The organism is Streptococcus oralis, from assembly GCF_023110055.1.
GTDB lineage: Bacteria > Bacillota > Bacilli > Lactobacillales > Streptococcaceae > Streptococcus > Streptococcus oralis_BY.
The window spans coordinates 244,460-263,929 of record NZ_JALDVG010000001.1; the positions used below are offsets into that span (position 1 = coordinate 244,460).

Consider the following 19,470-nt stretch of genomic DNA (forward strand, 5'->3'; position numbering starts at 1 on the left):
AAATTAAATATATGGTATACTATAAGTATAAATCAATAAAAATAATGGAGATTTTTATGAAAAAATCAAAAAAAATTTTAGTAACCAGCTTAGCAACTGCAACACTGGGACTGATTGCATTATCAGATACAACTGGAGACTTTCCTTTTTCGGCTCAGCATGTTTCTGCTCAAGAAAAGGATGCATCTAAAAATAGTAAGGTTGTAAAAGAGAATACAACTTCGGCGCCAAATCAAGCTGAGAAACCGAAAACACCAGCGCCGAAAACAGCACCGAAACCCGCGCCAAAACCAGCACCAAAACCAGCACCGAAACCCGCGCCAAAACCAGAGCCAAAGCCAGAACCAAAACCAGCGCCAAAGCCAGCACCAAAACCTGCTGAGAAACCGAAAACACCAGCGCAAAACCCTGCTGAGAAACCTAAAAATACAAGTCCTAAAGAGGATAAGTCCAAATCTACAGCTCAGTCTGGTTGGGTAGGCTCATCATACTATCAAAATGGTACTAAAGTTACTAATAAGTGGATTTTTGATAAAAAAGCTAATTCTTATTTCTATCTAAATGCTTCGGGAAACTATGTCCAAAATACTTGGGAAGGCAATTACTATCTCAAATCAGATGGAAAGATGGCCAAGAATGAATGGATTTATGATAAGAAATACTCTGCTCATTATTATTTAACAGGAGAAGGCAGCTACGCTCGTAATACATGGGTAGGTAATTACTATCTAAAATCAGATGGGAAGAGAGCTAAAAATGAATGGATTTATGATACGAAATCGAGTTCATATTTTTATCTAACATCAGAAGGAAGTTCTGCTCGTAACACTTGGGTAGGAAATTACTACCTCAAATCAGATGGAAAGATGGCTAAGAATGAATGGATTTATGACAAAAACTACGGGTCATACTATTATCTAACAGCAGAAGGCAGCTACGCACGTAACAAATGGGTAGGTAATTACTATCTCAAATCAAACGGAAAGATGGCCAAAAATGAGTGGGTAGATGGTGGCCGGTATTATGTTGATTCTGATGGAAAGATGGTTAAAAGTGATTGGATTTATGATAAAAACTATGATTCCTATTATTATCTAACAGCAGAAGGCAGCTACGCTCGCAACAAATGGATAGGAAATTACTATCTTAAATCAGACGGTAAGATGGCCAAGAATGAATGGGTAGATGGTGGCCGTTATTATGTTGAATCAGATGGTAAAATGGCTAGTAAAAAATGGGTAGATGGTGGTCGTTACTATGTAGGATACGATGGTGTGTGGCAACCAAAACCAGCAGATGGTAATCCATACTCAGCAGCTTTAAAGGAAGCACAAGGTTATAACAGCATTCATTTGTCAAAAAAAAGAATTTATAATCAATTAATTTTTAAAGGTTTTAATAGTGACACTGCACAATATGCTATCAATCATTTGAATGCAGATTATAAGGCAAATGCCTTAGCTCAAGCAAGAATACATTTAAAATATGGTACTTCATCTAAATCAGAAATTTATAGAACGCTGACCTCTCCGAATCTTGATAACTTTACGAAAGAAGAAGCTAACTATGCTATTCAAAAACTTAATCTACCATCAGAAGGTAGCTATGTTCGCAATAAATGGGTAGGAGCTTATTATTATAAATCAGATGGTAAGATGGCCAAAAATGAATGGGTAGATGGCGGTCGTTACTATGTTGAATCAGATGGAAAAATGGCTAGGAACAAATGGGTAGATGGAGGCCGTTACTATGTAGGATACGATGGTGTGTGGCAACCAAAACCAGCAGCCGGGAATCCATACTCAGCAGCTTTAAAGGAAGCACAAAGTTATAACAGACTTTATTTGTCAAAAAAAGGAATTTATGATCAATTAATTTTTAAAGGTTTTAATAGTGACACTGCACAATATGCTATCAATCATTTGAATGCAAATTATAAGGCAAATGCCTTAGCTCAAGCAAGGCAACATAGAAAATATAGTAATTTATCAAAAACGGAAATTTATAACATGCTAACTTCTCCTAGAATCGATAGATTTACAAAAGAAGAAGCAAACTATGCCATTCAACATCTTGATGACTAATCGTTTTCAATAATGAACTATTTTTAAATGTTTTAATGTTGGTATTTAATACGCAAACCTTTGCACAAAATGGACGATTTTGTTATACTATATCTGTAAGCATTTTCAATTAAAAAGGAGAAGACGATGAGTCAAAAGATTATTGGGATTGACCTTGGTGGAACATCTATCAAGTTCGCAATTTTAACTCAAGAGGGAGAAATCCAAGAAAAATGGTCTATCAAGACTAATGTTTTGGATGAAGGAAGCCATATCGTAGATGATATGATTGAGTCTATTCAACATCGTTTGGACTTGCTTGGATTGTCAGCTACGGATTTCCGAGGGATTGGGATGGGATCACCTGGTGTGGTTGACCGTGAAAAAGGGACTGTTATCGGTGCCTACAACCTCAACTGGAAAACCCTTCAACCGATTAAAGAAAAGATTGAAAAAGCCTTGGGTATTCCATTCTTCATTGATAATGATGCCAACGTAGCTGCTCTTGGTGAGCGCTGGATGGGGGCTGGTGACAACCAACCGGATGTTGTCTTTATGACACTTGGTACAGGTGTTGGTGGCGGTATCGTGGCAGAAGGCAAATTGCTTCACGGTGTTGCTGGTGCAGCAGGAGAGCTTGGCCACATCACTGTTGACTTTGACCAACCAATCGCATGTACCTGTGGTAAAAAAGGCTGTCTTGAGACAGTTGCTTCTGCAACAGGGATTGTCAACTTGACACGTCGTTATGCTGATGAATACGAAGGCGATGCAGCCTTGAAACGCTTGATTGATGACGGTGAAGAAGTAACTGCTAAAACTGTCTTTGACCTTGCAAAAGAAGGGGATGACCTTGCCTTGATCGTTTACCGAAACTTCTCACGTTACTTGGGAATCGCTTGTGCTAACATCGGTTCAATCCTAAACCCATCAACAATCGTTATTGGTGGTGGAGTATCAGCTGCGGGAGAATTCCTTCTCCAAGGTGTTCAAAAAGTCTACGACGAAAATACTTTCCCACAAGTACGCACATCAACTAAATTAGCTCTCGCAACTCTAGGAAATGACGCTGGAGTTATCGGAGCAGCATCACTTGTATTGCAATAAGATAATAAAAAGGGGAAAACACTACTTTAAAGCCAGTGATTTTCCTCCTTTCTTTTTTATGCTATACTAGTTAGGACAATAAATGAGGTGAGAGTAAATGACAAAAGCAGATACGATTTTTAAAGAAAATATTGAACGAATCCTCAAAGACGGTGTCTTTTCTGAACAAGCACGTCCTAAGTACAAGGACGGGACCATTGCTAACTCTAAGTATGTGACTGGTGCTTTTGCAGAGTATGACTTGTCTAAGGGGGAATTTCCCATCACAACCTTGCGTCCCATTGCGATCAAATCTGCCATCAAGGAAGTACTCTGGATTTACCAAGAACAGTCTAATAGTCTAGAAGTGCTAAATAGCAAGTACAATGTTCACTACTGGAATGACTGGGAAGTGGGAGATACGGGAACCATCGGTGAACGCTATGGGGCAGTCGTTAAGAAACACGATATCATTAACAAGATTCTCAAGCAGTTGGAAGCCAACCCTTGGAATCGTCGCAATATCATCTCTCTCTGGGATTACCAAGCTTTTGAGGAGACGGACGGCCTCCTTCCATGTGCCTTTCAGACCATGTTTGATGTCCGTCGGATTGATGGGGACATCTATCTGGATGCGACCTTGACCCAGCGTTCGAATGATATGCTAGTGGCCCACCACATTAACGCTATGCAGTACGTGGCTCTTCAAATGATGATTGCCAAGCATTTCGGCTGGAAGGTTGGGAAGTTTTTCTATTTTATCAACAACCTTCATATCTATGATAATCAGTTTGAACAAGCAGAGGAATTGCTCCGTCGTGAGCCGTCAAACTGCCAACCACGTTTGGTCTTGAATGTACCAGATGGGACCAATTTCTTTGACATCAAAGCGGAGGACTTTGAGTTAGTTGACTATGATCCGGTTAAGCCACAACTGAAGTTTGACCTAGCTATTTAATACTCTTCGAAAATCTCTTCAAACCACGTCAGCGTCGCCTTACCGTAGATATGGGTACTGACTTCGTCAGTTCTATCCACAACCTCAAAACAGTGTTTTGAGCTGACTTCGTCAGTTCTATCCACAACCTCAAAGCAGTGCTTTGAGCAACCTGCGGCTAGATTTCTAGTTTGCTCTTTGATTTTCATTGAGTATAAAAGAAAATAAAAAGAAGTTGAGATTTCTCAACTTCTTTTGTTGCTTAATGTGATACGCGGCGGCGAGCTGCTTTTTTGCGGTTTTCTTCGATGAAAGCTGCTTTTTGCTCTTCTGGCTCAATCACTTTCTTTTTAATTGCGTATACTGCACCTGCAACGGCAGCGACAGTTCCTGCGACACCTGTTACAAGACCTTTAGCGAATCCTTTAGCCATGAGTCTTCCTCCTTTATCTTCCCGATCAGCCAGGCTCCCCAAGTGGTAGCATTTTTCTGACTGACCTTTTTGTGATATAATAATAGTAACGAAAAAATGGAAATTTTTCAAGGAAAAAAGATGAAAACAAAAATAATTGTGATTGTTGGACCGACTGCTGTTGGGAAAACAGCCCTTGCTATTGAAGTGGCCAAGCGCTTTGGTGGAGAGGTGGTCAGTGGTGACAGTCAGCAAGTATACAGAGGGTTGGATATTGGAACAGCCAAGGCTAGCCCAGAGGAGCAAGCTGCAGTTCCTCATCATTTGATTGATGTCAGAGAGGTGACCGAGTCTTACTCGGCTTTTGATTTTGTTTCAGAAGCTAAGAAAGCTATTGAGGGTATTCAAAGCCGTGGCAAGCTAGCCATTATTGCTGGTGGAACCGGGCTTTATGTCCAGAGCTTGCTGGAAGGCTACCATCTAGGTGGAGAGACACCTCATGAGGAGATATTAGCCTATCGAGCTAGTTTAGAGCCTTATTCAGATGAGGAATTAGTCCATCTCGTGAAGCAAGCAGGCCTTGAAATTCCCCAGTTTAACCGTCGTCGTGCCATGCGTGCCTTGGAAATTGCCCATTTTGGTCAGGATTTGGAAAATCAGGAAAGTCCTTATGAACCACTGATTATCTGCTTGGATGATGAGCGAAGTCAACTTTATGAACGTATCAATCGCAGAGTAGATCTGATGTTTGAGGCTGGGCTTTTGGATGAGGCCAAGTGGCTCTTTGACCATTATCCAGATGCGCAGGCTGCCAAAGGGATTGGTTACAAGGAACTCTTTCCTTATTTTCGTGGAGAGCAGAGCCTGGAGGAGGCCAGTGACAGTCTTAAACAGGCAACACGTCGTTTTGCCAAGCGTCAGCTAACCTGGTTCCGTAACCGCATGCAGGTGACCTTTTATCAGATAGGAGAGCCTGGAGTTCAAAACCGCATTTTAAGCCAGATTGAGGAGTTTTTACATGATTGAAACGGAGAAAAAAGAGGAACGGGTCCTGCTTATCGGTGTGGAATTGCAGGGCATGGATAATTTTGATCTCTCTATGGAAGAATTGGCCAGTCTAGCCAAGACAGCTGGGGCCGTCGTTGTGGATAGCTACAGGCAAAAACGGGAAAAGTATGACTCCAAGACCTTTGTCGGATCTGGTAAGTTGGAAGAAATTGCGCTCATGGTGGATGCTGAGGAAATTACTACTGTCATTGTCAACAACCGTCTGACACCACGGCAAAATGTCAATCTAGAGGAAGTTCTGGGTGTCAAGGTCATTGACCGTATGCAGTTGATTTTGGATATCTTTGCTATGCGGGCTCGAAGCCATGAAGGGAAACTCCAAGTCCACCTAGCCCAGCTCAAATATCTCTTGCCTCGCTTGGTTGGTCAGGGGATAATGCTCAGCCGTCAGGCAGGGGGAATTGGTTCCCGTGGTCCAGGTGAGAGTCAGTTGGAACTGAACCGTCGTAGTGTTCGCAATCAAATCACAGATATCGAACGCCAGCTCAAGGTGGTAGAGAAAAATCGGGCGACAGTCAGAGAAAAACGCTTGGAGTCAAGCACCTTTAAGATTGGCTTGATTGGCTACACCAATGCTGGGAAATCAACTATCATGAACAGCTTAACCAGTAAGACCCAGTACGAAGCAGACGAGCTGTTTGCAACTCTGGATGCGACAACTAAGAGTATCCATCTAGGTGACAATCTTCAGGTAACCTTGACTGATACCGTTGGCTTTATCCAGGATTTGCCGACTGAATTGGTGTCCAGTTTCAAGTCGACCTTGGAAGAAAGCAAGCATGTAGACCTTCTAGTTCATGTCATTGATGCTAGCAATCCTTATCATGAGGAGCATGAAAAAACGGTTCTGTCTATCATGAAAGATTTGGACATGGAGGACATTCCTCGCTTGACCCTTTATAATAAAGCGGATTTGGTGGAGGATTTCACGCCTACTCAAACACCGTATGCCCTCATTTCTGCCAAGTCTGAGGATAGTCGTGAGCAGCTGCAAGCATTGTTTTTGGAGAAGATTAAGGAAATTTTTGAAGCATTTACTCTACGGGTGCCCTTTTCGAAGTCTTACAAGATTCATGATTTGGAAAGTGTAGCGATTCTGGAAGAGCGCGATTATCAAGATGACGGAGAAGTGATTACAGGCTACATTTCCGAGAAAAATAAATGGAGGTTAGAGGAATTTTATGACTGATATTAAAACCTTGGCTCTAAAGTATGGAGGTTATACAAGTCTGGATAAGGTCTATTTAGATCAGCTTCTAGCTAGCAAAACAGAGCAAGAGCAGTTAGCTCTCATCACACCTCCTCCGAGTGTAGTCAATGCCTACTTTGCAGAACTCTACCAGAAAAAGAGTCCTGAAGCTGCGACGGATTATTTTGCAGAACTCAGTCAGGAACTGAACATCTACAATGTTGAACCAAGTTTCACCTTTGAAAATAAGCCTTTTATTCGTCTGAACCTGTCGGGTAAATCTTTTGGATTTTGCTATGAGAGTGAGGGCTTGGGGCGGATCTTCTCTGAAAATGAAGAGGAAATCTCGGATGACTTGCTTTTTGAGATTGCACAAATTTTCCCTCATCAACTCGTCTTTGAAGAATCTGGAAAGATTTACATGAAAGCTGTCGGAGATGAAGAAGTTGTTAGTGTGAAGAATCTCACAGCTTTGACTGATTTAGAAAGTTTAGCAGATGGTCGCAAGCGTCTCAAAGGCTACAGCCAAGAGGATTTACTGCAAGAAGCTGTTGCTTTTTCTGGCAGTCGCTATTTCCGATCGGAAAATCGCACAGCTATGTTATATATTGATTAATTAGAAAGTATCGAATGGATATTCAATTTTTAGGAACAGGGGCCGGTCAGCCCTCTAAAGCCCGCAACGTTTCAAGTCTCGCCCTGAAACTCTTGGATGAGATTAACGAAGTTTGGCTCTTTGACTGTGGAGAAGGAACGCAAAATCGCATTCTGGAAACCACGATTCGACCACGGAAGGTCAGCAAAATCTTTATCACCCACCTGCATGGAGACCACATCTTTGGATTGCCAGGATTTCTCTCTAGCCGTGCTTTTCAGGCCAATGAAGAGCAGACAGATTTGGACATCTATGGACCGCAAGGAATCAAGTCATTTGTCTTAACCAGCCTTCGTGTGTCAGGCTCTCGTCTGCCTTACCGCATTCATTTTCATGAGTTTGACCAAGATTCTCTAGGGAAAATCCTTGAGACCGATAAATTCACTGTGTATGCAGAGGAGCTGGACCACACTATTTTCTGCGTTGGTTATCGTGTCATGCAAAAGGATCTAGAAGGGACCTTGGATGCTGAAAAACTTAAGGCTGCTGGTGTTCCGTTCGGCCCGCTTTTTGGAAAAATCAAAAACGGTCAGGACGTTGTTTTAGAAGACGGAACTGAAATCAAAGCTGCTGACTATATCTCAGCACCACGACCTGGTAAGATTATTACTATTCTGGGTGATACCCGAAAAGCCAATGCCAGTGTGCGTCTAGCTGTTAACGCTGATGTCCTTGTCCATGAGTCTACTTATGGCAAGGGAGATGAAAAAATTGCCCGCAATCACGGTCACTCAACCAATATGCAAGCAGCACAAGTAGCAGCAGAAGCAGGTGCTAAGCGCCTCTTGCTCAATCATATCAGCGCTCGTTTCCTTTCAAAAGATATCAGCCAGCTCAAGAAAGATGCGGCAACTGTTTTTGAAAATGTCCATGTGGTTAAAGACTTGGAAGAAGTGGAAATTTAGAAGATTGAGAAAGGATAAGTATGCGTACTATTCTGATTACCGGAGCAAGCGGTGGCTTAGCCCAAGAAATGGTCAAACTCTTGCCAAATGACCAACTCATCTTACTAGGTAGAAACAAGGAAAAATTAGCTCAACTCTACGGAAATCATCCTAATGTGGAATGGATTGAAATCGACATTACTGATGACTCAGCCCTAGAAGCTCTGGTAGCTGATCTCTATCTCCGTTATGGCAAGATTGATGTTTTGATTAATAACGCTGGCTATGGAATTTTTGAAGATTTCGACCAGATTTCTGACAAAGACATTCACCAGATGTTCGAGGTCAATACCTTTGCTCTGATGAATCTGTCTCGTCGTCTTGGAGCTCGCATGAAAGAAAACCGAAAAGGCCATATCATCAACATCGTCAGCATGGCAGGTTTGATAGCGACTAGCAAGTCCAGTCTCTATTCGGCGACCAAGTTTGCGGCTATTGGATTTTCAAACGCTTTGCGCCTCGAACTCATGCCCTATGGTGTCTATCTAACGACGGTTAATCCAGGACCGATTCGTACTGCCTTTTTTGACCAGGCTGACCCAGATGGGAGCTACCTCAAGTCGGTTGACCGCTTTCTCTTAGAACCAGATGTAGTTGCTAGAAAGATTGTCAAAACCATAGGAAAAAACAAACGGGAACTCAATCTCCCAGTTTTGTTGAACCTAGCCCATAAGTTTTATACCCTCTTTCCCAAGCTAGCTGATAAGTTGGCAGGGGGAATCTTTAATTATAAGTAAAAGGAGTTCCTTACAAAAGGAACTTTTTTATAATATTGAACTGAGAGTCAAAAATTTGTTTGCTTTTGTTCTAAATCTACATTCACTTTTTTCGAATCTTCTACAAATTTTAGAAAAAACAATCAAAAATATGATTTTTTGTGTTTAGGGTATTGAAATTTCCTATATTATTTTATAAAATAAAGGTAAAAGGCTATGAAAAAGTAATGCGCTTACAAAGAAATGGAAGCGGTTACTAAAGGAGGATTTTATGGAAAAAGGCCATTGGAATCGTAAAAGAGTATACAGCATTCGTAAGTTTGCCGTAGGCGCTTGCTCTGTCATGATTGGAACCTGTGCGGTTCTATTTGGAGGAAGTGTCATTGGAGAATCACCAGTTTTCGCGGATGAAACTCCGATTACTCACACTGTGGAACAAGCAAAAGAGGAAAGTCCGGCAGTGGAGGAAAAAGAAAATCAAGCTGTAGCAGAGCACAAGGATGCTGCAAGTGTCGATCAAAGTCAAGCCGCTCCAATTGAAGCAAGCAAAGCCGAGAAGAAAGAAGATGAACCTGTAGCTCCAAAAGAGGAGAAAGCGTCTCTAAAACCTGAAGAAACTGCTCCAAAGGTAGAATCTCAAGCTTCAAGTCAAGAAAAGCCTGTTAAGGAAGAGTTGAAAGCTGCGACAAATGAAGAAGTGAATCAAATGATTGAAGATAGAAAAGTGAATTTTAATCAAAATTGGCACTTTAAACTCAATGCGAATCCTAAAGAAGCTGTGAAATCAGATGCAGATGTATCAACATGGCAAAAATTGGATCTCCCACACGACTGGAGTATCTTTAACGATTTTGACCATCAGTCACCTGCCCAAAACGAGGGTGGACAGCTCAATGGTGGTGAAGCTTGGTATCGCAAGACCTTTAAACTTGATGAAAAAGATCTCAAGAAAAATGTTCGAGTGACCTTTGATGGTGTCTATATGGACTCTCAAGTCTATGTCAATGGCCAGTTAGTGGGGCATTATCCAAATGGTTATAACCAGTTCTCATACGATATCACCAAATACCTTCACAAAGATGGTCGTGAGAATGTGATTGCTGTCCATGCTGTCAATAAACAGCCAAGTAGCCGTTGGTACTCAGGTAGTGGTATCTACCGTGATGTGACCTTGCAAGTGACTGATAAGGTTCATGTTGAAAAAAATGGAACAACTATCTTAACACCAAAACTAGAACAACAGCAACATGGCAAGGTTGAAACTCATGTAGCCAGCAAAATCGTCAATACAGATGATAAAGACCATGAACTGGTGGCAGAATATCAAATCGTTGAACGTGGTGGTCAAGCTGTAACAGGCTTGGTTCGAACAGCGAGCCGTACCTTGAAAGCACATGAATCAACAAGCCTTGATGCGATTTTAGAAGTTGAACAACCAAAACTCTGGACCGTTTTAAATGACAAACCTGCCTTGTACGAATTGATTACGCGTGTTTACCGTGATGGTCAATTGGTTGATGCTAAGAAGGATCTGTTTGGTTACCGTTACTATCATTGGACTCCAAATGAAGGTTTCTCTTTGAATGGTGAACGCATTAAATTCCATGGTGTTTCCTTGCACCATGACCACGGAGCGCTTGGAGCAGAAGAAAATTATAAAGCAGAATACCGTCGTCTCAAACAAATGAAGGAGATGGGGGTTAACTCCATCCGTACAACTCATAACCCTGCAAGTCCACAGACCTTGCAAATCGCAGCAGAACTTGGTTTGCTGGTTCAGGAAGAAGCCTTTGATACGTGGTATGGTGGCAAGAAACCTTATGATTACGGACGTTTCTTTGAAAAAGATGCCACTCACCCAGAAGCTAGAAAAGGTGAAAAATGGTCTGACTATGATCTTCGTACCATGGTCGAAAGAGATAAAAATAACCCAGCTGTCTTCATGTGGTCTATCGGAAACGAAATCGGTGAAGCCAATGGTAATGCTCACTCTCTTGCAACGGTTAAACGCTTAGTAAAAGTGATTAAAGATGTTGATACTACACGTTATGTTACCATGGGAGCAGATAAGTTCCGCTTTGGTGATGGTAGCGGTGATCATGAGAAAATTGCTAATGAACTGGATGCAGTTGGTTTCAACTATTCAGAAGACAACTACAAGAAACTTCGTGCGAAACATCCAAACTGGTTGATTTACGGTTCTGAAACATCTTCAGCTACCCGTACACGTGGAAGTTACTATCGCCCTGAACAGGAATTGAAACATAGTAACGGACCTGAGCGCCATTACGAACAGTCTGACTATGGTAATGACCGAGTTGGCTGGGGTAAAACGGCAACAGATTCATGGACCTTTGACCGTGACAACGCTGGCTATGCTGGACAGTTTATCTGGACAGGTACGGACTATATCGGTGAACCTACACCATGGCACAACCAAAACCAAACTCCCGTTAAGAGCTCTTACTTTGGTATCGTAGATACAGCAGGTATTCCAAAACATGACTTTTATCTCTACCAAAGCCAATGGGTTTCTGCCAAGAAGAAACCGATGGTACACCTTCTTCCTCACTGGAACTGGGAAAATAGAGAATTGGCATCGAAAGTTGAAGATTCAGACGGAAAAATCCCAGTTCGTGCTTACTCAAACGCTGCAAGCGTTGAATTGTTCTTGAATGGTCAATCTCTTGGAGTTAAGAAATTTAACAAAAAACAAACCAGTGATGGCCGTACCTACCAAGAAGGTGCCAATGCTAAGGAACTTTACCTTGAGTGGAAGGTTGCGTACCAACCAGGTACTTTAGAAGCTGTAGCTCGCGATGAAGCTGGAAAAGAAATTGCACGTGATAAGATCACGACGGCAGGCCAACCAGCAGGTGTTCGCCTCGTCAAGGAAGAACACGCAATCGCAGCAGATGGAAAAGACTTGACCTACATCTACTACGAAATCGTAGATAGTGAAGGAAATGTGGTACCAACTGCCAATAATTTGGTTCGTTTCCAATTGCATGGACAAGGTCAGCTGGTTGGTGTTGATAACGGGGAACAAGCCAGCCGTGAACGCTACAAGGCACAACCTGATGGTTCTTGGATCCGCAGAGCCTTTAACGGTAAAGGGGTTGCCATTGTTAAATCAACTGAGCAAGCAGGTAAATTCACTCTAACAGCCCATTCAGATCTCTTGAAATCTGGTCAAGTAACGGTCTTTACTGGTAAAAAAGAAGACCAAGAAAAGACTGTTCTCGGAACAGAAGTACCAAAAGTACGTACTGTTATTGAGAAAGAGCCAAAAATGCCGAATACAGTCGGTTTTATCTACAGTGATGGCAGTCGTGAAAAACGTCCAGTAACTTGGTCTTCAGTTGATGTGAGCCAAGCAGGAGTTGTGACTGTTAAAGGTATGGCAGACGGACGCGAAGTTGAGGCCCGTGTCGAAATTCTAGCAATCGCAAATGAGCTTCCAACTGTTAAGCGTGTTGCTCCAGGAACAGACTTGAGCGCTGTTGACAAATACGTTTTTATCGCAGTAACAGATGGAAGCGTACAAGAATACGAAGTTGATAAGTGGGAGATTTCGGAAGCAGATAAAGCTAAACTGTCAGTTGCAGGATCACGTATTCAAATGACTGGTCAACTGGGTGGTGAGACTATTCACGCTACCCTTGTGGTAGAAGAAGGCAATCCTGCAGCACCTGTAGTACCAACTGTAACGGTTGGTGATGAAGCTGTCACAGGACTTACTAGTCAAAAACCAATGCAATACCGCACTCTTGCTTATGGAGCTAAGTTGCCAAAAGTCACAGCAAGTGCTGAAAATGCAGCTGTTACAGTGGTGCAAGCAAGCGCAGCAAACGGCATGCGTGCAAGCATCTATGTTCAACCAAATGATGGTGGCCCTCTTCAAATGTATGCTATTCAGTTCCTCGAAGAAGCACCAAAAATTGACCATTTGAGCCTACAAGTGGAGAAAGCTGACAGCCTCAAAGAAGACCAAACAGTCAAATTGTCTGTCCTTGCACACTATCAAGACGGAACACAAGCAGTTTTACCAGCAGATAAAGTGACCTTCTCTACAAGTGGTGAAGGGGAAGTCGCAGTTCGTAAAGGAATGCTTGAGTTGCATAAGCCAGGAACAGTCACTCTCAAAGCAGAATATGAGGGGGCTACAGGTCAAATCAATCTCACGATTCAGGCCAACACTGAGAAGAAGGTTGCGCAATCTATCCGTCCTGTAAACGTAGTCACAGACTTGCATCAAGAACCTACTCTTCCAACAACAGTAACGGTTGAGTATGACAAAGGTTTCCCTAAAACTCATAAAGTCACTTGGCAAGCTATTCCGAAAGAAAAACTTGACTCCTATCAAACATTTGAAGTACTAGGTAAAGTTGAAGGTCTGGATCTTGAAGCGCGTGCTAAAGTCTCTGTAGAAGGTATTGTTTCGGTTGAAGAAGTCAGTGTGACAACTCCAATTGCAGAAGCGCCGCAATTACCAGAAAGTGTTCGCACCTACGATTCAAATGGTCACGTTTCATCAGCTAAGGTTACTTGGGATGCGATTCGTACAGAGCAATACGCCAAGGAAGGTGTCTTTACAGTTAATGGTCGCCTAGAAGGTACGCAATTAACAACTAAACTTCATGTTCGCGTATCTGCTCAAACTGAGAAGGGAGCAAATATTTCTGACCAATGGACCGGTTCAGAATTGCCACTGGCCTTTGCTTCAGACTCAAATCCAACTGATCCTGTTTCAAACGTCAACGATAAATTGATTTCCTTTAATGATCGCCCAGCTAACCGTTGGACAAACTGGAACCGTACTAATCCAGAAGCTTCAGTTGGTGTCCTATTCGGAGATTCAGGTATTTTGAGCAAACGTTCAGTTGATAATCTAAGTGTCGGATTCCACGAAGACCACGGAGTTGGTGTACCGAAGTCTTATGTGATTGAATATTATGTCGGTAAGACCGTTCCAACAGCCCCTAAAAACCCTAGCTTTGTAGGTGAGGAAAACCATGCCTTTAATGATCCTGCAAACTGGAAAGAGGTAAGCAATCTCAAAGCACCAGCTCAATTAAAAGCTGGAGAAATGAATCATTTCAGCTTTGATAAAGTTGAGACCTATGCGGTTCGCATTCGTATGGTTCGACTTGATAGCAAGAAAGGAACGTCTATCACAGAAGTACAAATTTTTGCGAAACAAGTTGCGGCAGCTAAACAAGGACAAACAAGAATCCAAGTTGACGGTAAAGACTTAGCAAACTTTAACCCAGATTTGACAGACTACTACCTTGAGTCTGTAGATGGAAAAGTTCCTGCAGTAACAGCAAGTGTTAGCAACAATGGTCTCGCTACCGTCGTTCCAAGCGTTCGTGAAGGTGAGCCAGTTCGTGTTATCGCGAAAGCTGAAAATGGTGATATCCTAGGAGAATACCGTCTACACTTTACAAGCAATAAAGACTTGCTCTCTCGTAAACCAGTTGCCGCGGTCAAACAAGCTCGCTTGCTACAAGTAGGACAACCACTTGAATTGCCAACTAAGGTTCCTGTTTACTTCACAGGTAAAGATGGTTACGAAACAAAAGACTTGGCAGTTGAATGGGAAGAAGTTCCAGCAGAAAATCTGACAAAAGCAGGTCAATTTACCGTTCGAGGCCATGTCCTAGGTAGTGATCTTGTTGCTGAGTTCACTGTACGAGTGACAGACAAACTTGGTGAAGCTCTATCAAATAACCCAGAGTATGATGAAAATAGTAACCGCGCCTTTGCTTCAGCCACTAACGACATTGATAGAAACTCCCATGACCGTGTGGACTATCTCAATGACGGAAATCATTCAGAAAATCGTCGTTGGACAAACTGGTCTCCAACACCATCTTCTAATCCAGAAGTATCAGCAGGTGTGATCTTCCGTGAAAATGGTAAGATTGTAGAACGGACTGTTGCGCAAGCCAAACTTCACTTCTTTGCAGATAGTGGTACAGATGCCCCATCTAAACTCGTTTTGGAACGTTATATTGGCCCAGAGTTTGAAGTGCCTACCTACTATTCTAACTACCAAGCCTACGATGCAGCTCATCCATTTAACAATCCAGAAAATTGGGAAGCTGTGCCTTATCGTGCGGATAAAGACATCGCAGCTGGTGATGAAATCAACGTAACATTTAAAGCTGTCAAAGCCAAAGCCATGAGATGGCGTATGGAGCGTAAAGCAGACAAGAGCGGTGTTGCGATGATTGAGATGACCTTCCTTGCACCGAGTGAATTACCACAAGAAAGTACGCAATCGAAGATTCTTGTGGATGGAAAAGAACTTCCTGACTTCGCTGAAGATCGTCAAGACTATCAAATCACCTATAAAGGTCAACGTCCAAAAGTCTCAGTCGAAGAAAGTAATCAAGTAGCTTCAACAGTTGTAGATAGCGGAGACGATAGCCTTCCAGTACTTGTTCGCCTTGTTTCGGAAAGTGGAAAACAAGTCAAGGAATACCGTATCCAGTTGACCAAGGAAAAACCAGTTTCTGAGAAGACTGTTGCTGCTGTACAAGAAGATCTTCCAAAACTCGAATTTGTTGAAAAAGATTTGGCTTACAAGACAGTTGAGAAAAAGGATTCAACACTGTATCTAGGTGAAACTCGTGTAGAACAAGAAGGAAAAGTTGGTAAGGAACGGATCTTCACAGCGGTTAATCCTAGTGGAAGTAAGGAAGAAAAACTCCGTGAAGTGGTAGAGGCTCCGACAGACCGCATCGTCTTGGTTGGAACTAAACCAGGAACCTCCCTTCCAGAAGATGAAGTGAAGAACCTAGTCCTTAACAGACCAGAACTTGTAATCGAAGAAGAAACAATTGATTTCAAGGTTCAGGAACAAAAGAATGATCAGCTTCCAGCGGGTCAAACTCGTGTTCTCCAAGAAGGTCAAAAAGGTATCCGTGTTCACTTAATCGAAGTTGAAAATGGCAAGCGAACTGAAAAAGAAAGCTATGATAAAGTCATGGCTCAAGATCGCATTGTAGAAGTTGGTACGGCTGTTGAAACGACTAAACCAGTACCTCAAGAATCTACAAAACCACAAGTATCAGAAAAAGCAGATACAAAAGAAATCTCCTCAAGTGAAGCTAGTCAAGCTCAAGAAGAACAGTTACCAAATACAGGAAGTGCAGAAAGTCAAGCAGCTCTAGCAGCAGGTTTAGCTCTTCTTGGTTTGAGTGCAGGATTAGTGGCCACTAAAGGTAAAAAAGAAGACTAGAATGAATCAGTATTTCTTCTAATTGTATCTCAAAAAGACCAGGGAAACCTGGTCTTTTTAATAGGCAGAAGTACTTTCTCTAGAGCAATTTAACGTTTATGAAATCAGATAACCAAAATGATAAAAACACTATCTGGTATCGAAAACGAGATGAACTTATTTTTTAAAAAATAGCGGTAAAATATACCAGATTCTGTTTTGATGATAGGAGAAGAAAAGATACAAAGCGGTTAATATACGGATGTGAAAAAGTCGATTTCAATCGGTAAGAAAAAATTGGATATTTTTTATAAAAATTTGCTTGATAGTTCTAGCCTTTTTCTTCATAGTATGATAAAATGTGGATGTAATGTGGCTAATAATTTTCGCTTAAAAAAGGAGAATGGTGATTAGTTGGGGACAATCATTTAGTTTACTATTACATTGTACAATTACAACTGAATATTATAAGAAAGGAAGATTAAATGAACAAGAAAATAAGATCTTGGATTCAGATCCTTATTCTTTGTTTGGGAGTTATTCTCCAATCATTTGCCCCTCTGACGCAAGTACATGCGACAGAGTATAATGATGTGATCACTAGTGTTGGTGTTGAAAACAGATCTGGTGAAGCTTTAACGCAAGGGTTGGATATTTGGCAAGAATTCCGTCTTACTGCAGATTTTGTTTTGCCAGATAATACGGTGCATGAAGGTGATACAACAACACTTCAATTGCCATCAGAGATTACATTTTCAAACTCTTCAGACATTGAATTACGAGATGCTTCTAACAATCTTGTAGCTACTGGTCGTTTAGATGCAGCTAGCAAAACAATTACTCTAACTTACACAAAGTTTGTTGAGAATAATTCTGGCGTTAGGGGGAAATTCTTTGTCTATGTTCGAGTTGACCATGATGTTGTTTCAGAAGAAAAAGACATTGATGTCAATATTACTGTAGGACATAGAGTTCTATTTGCAGGGAAAATCCGTTACAACGGCCCTCCAGGGAAATACGACTCTAAAATTGAAAAGAGTTCCTTCCAATACAAGGATGACGAGAAAAATGTAATCCGTTATAACATTACTGTAAACCGCAATATGGCGAACTACAGTGATGTCACTATCAAAGATGCTTTCTCTTCTCCAAATATGACCTTCCTACCAGATACTTTTCGTATTTACAAAGTAGATTGGAGTTGGAATAACGGAGACTGGAAATGGACTAATGCTCAGGATATGACCGAAACCTTTAAAAACCAACTAGTGGTAAATGCGAATGGTGATGGTTTCACCCTTCCTTTAGGAGATACTAATGGTTTTGGTTATATGATCGAGTATCGAGCTAAAGCGAATTATGATCTAGTCGATGGTGAGGAAATCACGAACGTAGCCAACATGAGCTACAATGGTAGTGAGAATGAACAATCAACAAGCACACGTACCTACCAGATTGCAGGTGGTGTTGCGGAAGGATATGTTTTCACCATTAAAATTCATAAGGTAGACGAAGCAGGCCAACCTTTGCAAGGTGCAGTTTTTGAAGTAATTCGTGATCGTAACCAAGCTGTTGTTGGACGATTGACAACAGATTCTGATGGTAACGCTAGTGTAGGCAAATTGTTGCGAGACAACTATACAATTCGTGAAGTAACTGCTCCTCTTGGCTATGACAAATTAACTGAAGATATTAAAATTTCTCCAGATGAGTTTGGCTCAGACAAATCAGTAGAACGTCGAATTGAAAATAAGAAGACACCTCCGAAGACTCCAACTGAAAAAGAAATTACTTTCAAAAAGGTGGATCCAAATGGGAAAGAAATCCCAGGTGCCGAACTTAAAATCTACAGCGGAGATCGTGTAAGACCAGAAGCTCCACCTGTAGCAGACTGGACAACAGAAGCTAATACTTCTAAAGTGATTAAATTAGCTCCTGGTACCTATACTCTAACAGAGTCCTATGCTCCAGATGGGTATCAGTATGTTGATGATGTTACCTTCACGGTCAATGCTGATGGTTCTATTACAATTGTCAAAAAAGGTACAACAGATACTGTCGTAACAACTGGTTCTGTTTTGTCAATCACTGACAAAGAGGATACAACTCCAAAGGCTATTACCTTTAGTAAGGTAAACCTTGGAGGAAATGAAATCGCTGGTGCACAGATTAAGATCTACAAGGGCGAAAAAGCTGAAGGTACAGCCATAGAAAGCTGGACTTCAACTGACCAACCTAAGCAATTGAATCTTGAACCAGGCATCTACACTTTCCATGAGGAAGCAGCCCCAACTGGTTACCTCAAAGTAACGGATATCACTTTCCAAGTTAAACCTAACGGTACTGTTGAAGTGACAAAAGTAGGTGAAAAAGATTCTAAAGGTGAAGACAATCGTGTTGTAGCCCAAAATTCAACTCTGACAGTTACTGATAAAGATGACGATGTAGTTCGTAAAATCACGTTCAGTAAAATTAGTCTTGGTGGGGTTGAAATCGCAGGCGCTCAAATCAAGATCTACAAGGGCGACAAGGCAGAAGGCACAGCCGTAGAAAGCTGGACTTCAGAAGCTGGTAAGTCTAAAGAATTGAGCTTGACCCCAGGTACTTACACCTTCCATGAGGAAGCAGCCCCAACTGGATACCTCAAAGTAACGGATATCACTTTCAAAGTTAACTATGATGGAACAGTTAAAGTGACGAATGTTGGTACTAAGGATGCTAAAGGCGAGGACAATACAGTCGTAACCGATGGTTCAACAATCAAAGTCACTGATAAAGATGACGATAGTCCACGTAAGATTACCTTTAGTAAGGTTAACCTTGGTGGTACAGAAATTGCAGGAGCACAAATCAAGATCTACAAGGGCGATAAGGCAGAAGGCACAGCCGTAGAAAGCTGGACATCTGAAGCTGGTAAGTCTAAAGATCTCAACTTAGCACCAGGTACTTATACTTTCCATGAGGAAGCTGCTCCAACTGGTTACCTCAAAGTAACGGACATCACTTTCCAAGTCAAACATGATGGCACAGTGGAAGTGACAAATGTTGGTGAGAAAGACTCTAAGGGTGAAGAAAACAAAGTTGCCACAAACGGTTCAACTGTAACTGTAACCGATAAAGACGATGACCTACCACGTAAGATTACCTTCAGCAAGGTTAGCCTTGGTGGAAC

11 protein-coding genes are annotated in these 19,470 nt (G+C 41.8%); 10 read left to right on the forward strand and 1 reads right to left on the reverse strand.

Features of this window, described 5'->3' with window-relative positions; genetic code table 11:
* Window positions 1–56 precede the first annotated feature (56 nt).
* The 3 genes from M1G01_RS01185 to M1G01_RS01195 all read left to right on the forward strand — a co-directional run bounded on the left by M1G01_RS01185 (window position 57) and on the right by M1G01_RS01195 (window position 4,107).
* Window positions 57–2,084 carry an Ltp family lipoprotein gene (locus M1G01_RS01185; RefSeq protein ID WP_247930953.1) on the forward strand — a complete coding sequence of 676 codons (2,028 nt, stop codon included), beginning with the start codon at window positions 57–59 and terminating at the stop codon, window positions 2,082–2,084.
* A gap of 126 nt (window positions 2,085–2,210) precedes the next feature.
* Window positions 2,211–3,170, forward strand: coding sequence for an ROK family glucokinase (locus M1G01_RS01190; protein WP_247930954.1), 960 nt, complete (start codon window positions 2,211–2,213; stop codon window positions 3,168–3,170).
* A gap of 97 nt (window positions 3,171–3,267) precedes the next feature.
* Complete coding sequence (locus tag M1G01_RS01195; RefSeq protein ID WP_247930955.1) at window positions 3,268–4,107, forward strand: thymidylate synthase; 840 nt, start codon at window positions 3,268–3,270, stop codon at window positions 4,105–4,107.
* 241 nt (window positions 4,108–4,348) lie between these two features.
* Here M1G01_RS01195 and M1G01_RS01200 read toward each other — a convergent pair whose 3' ends face one another.
* Window positions 4,349–4,519 carry a DUF3042 family protein gene (locus M1G01_RS01200; protein WP_001051782.1) on the reverse strand — a complete coding sequence of 57 codons (171 nt, stop codon included), beginning with the start codon at window positions 4,517–4,519 and terminating at the stop codon, window positions 4,349–4,351.
* Between the two features lie 120 nt (window positions 4,520–4,639).
* On the opposite strand from M1G01_RS01200, the gene miaA reads away from it, so the two are divergent.
* The 7 genes from miaA to M1G01_RS01235 form a co-directional block, all read left to right on the forward strand.
* Window positions 4,640–5,524, forward strand: a complete 885-nt coding sequence (miaA, locus tag M1G01_RS01205; RefSeq protein ID WP_247930956.1) for a tRNA (adenosine(37)-N6)-dimethylallyltransferase MiaA — start codon at window positions 4,640–4,642, stop codon at window positions 5,522–5,524.
* Window positions 5,517–6,755 (forward strand): GTPase HflX, encoded by a 1,239-nt coding sequence (gene hflX, locus M1G01_RS01210; RefSeq protein WP_247930957.1) that lies wholly within the window; start codon window positions 5,517–5,519, stop codon window positions 6,753–6,755. Before miaA ends, hflX begins: the two co-directional genes overlap by 8 nt.
* Window positions 6,748–7,371: a hypothetical protein gene (locus M1G01_RS01215; protein WP_000129722.1), complete on the forward strand. Its 624-nt coding sequence runs from the start codon at window positions 6,748–6,750 to the stop codon at window positions 7,369–7,371. Before hflX ends, M1G01_RS01215 begins: the two co-directional genes overlap by 8 nt.
* 14 nt (window positions 7,372–7,385) lie before the next feature.
* Window positions 7,386–8,315 (forward strand): ribonuclease Z, encoded by a 930-nt coding sequence (rnz, locus tag M1G01_RS01220; protein WP_000354318.1) that lies wholly within the window; start codon window positions 7,386–7,388, stop codon window positions 8,313–8,315.
* Window positions 8,316–8,335: 20 nt separating this feature from the next.
* The gene (locus M1G01_RS01225; RefSeq protein WP_001259185.1) at window positions 8,336–9,091 is read left to right on the forward strand and encodes an SDR family NAD(P)-dependent oxidoreductase; all 756 of its coding nucleotides are present in this window, start codon (window positions 8,336–8,338) and stop codon (window positions 9,089–9,091) included.
* Window positions 9,092–9,341: 250 nt separating this feature from the next.
* Complete coding sequence (gene bgaA, locus M1G01_RS01230; protein WP_247930958.1) at window positions 9,342–16,319, forward strand: Ig-like domain-containing protein; 6,978 nt, start codon at window positions 9,342–9,344, stop codon at window positions 16,317–16,319.
* 464 nt (window positions 16,320–16,783) lie between these two features.
* The coding region (locus M1G01_RS01235; RefSeq protein WP_247931501.1) for a SpaA isopeptide-forming pilin-related protein at window positions 16,784–19,470 on the forward strand (2,687 nt) is incomplete at its 3' end.

Bases quoted from the DNA above. Each gene is read 5' to 3' on its own strand.
- M1G01_RS01215 (WP_000129722.1), top strand. From the start codon at position 6,748: ATGACTGATATTAAAACCTTGGCTCTAAAGTATGGAGGTTATACAAGT.
- miaA (WP_247930956.1), top strand. From the start codon at position 4,640: ATGAAAACAAAAATAATTGTGATTGTTGGACCGACTGCTGTTGGGAAA.
- M1G01_RS01185 (WP_247930953.1), top strand. From the start codon at position 57: ATGAAAAAATCAAAAAAAATTTTAGTAACCAGCTTAGCAACTGCAACA.
- bgaA (WP_247930958.1), top strand. From the start codon at position 9,342: ATGGAAAAAGGCCATTGGAATCGTAAAAGAGTATACAGCATTCGTAAG.
- M1G01_RS01200 (WP_001051782.1), bottom strand. From the start codon at position 4,519: ATGGCTAAAGGATTCGCTAAAGGTCTTGTAACAGGTGTCGCAGGAACT.
- M1G01_RS01195 (WP_247930955.1), top strand. From the start codon at position 3,268: ATGACAAAAGCAGATACGATTTTTAAAGAAAATATTGAACGAATCCTC.
- rnz (WP_000354318.1), top strand. From the start codon at position 7,386: ATGGATATTCAATTTTTAGGAACAGGGGCCGGTCAGCCCTCTAAAGCC.
- M1G01_RS01190 (WP_247930954.1), top strand. From the start codon at position 2,211: ATGAGTCAAAAGATTATTGGGATTGACCTTGGTGGAACATCTATCAAG.
- hflX (WP_247930957.1), top strand. From the start codon at position 5,517: ATGATTGAAACGGAGAAAAAAGAGGAACGGGTCCTGCTTATCGGTGTG.
- M1G01_RS01225 (WP_001259185.1), top strand. From the start codon at position 8,336: ATGCGTACTATTCTGATTACCGGAGCAAGCGGTGGCTTAGCCCAAGAA.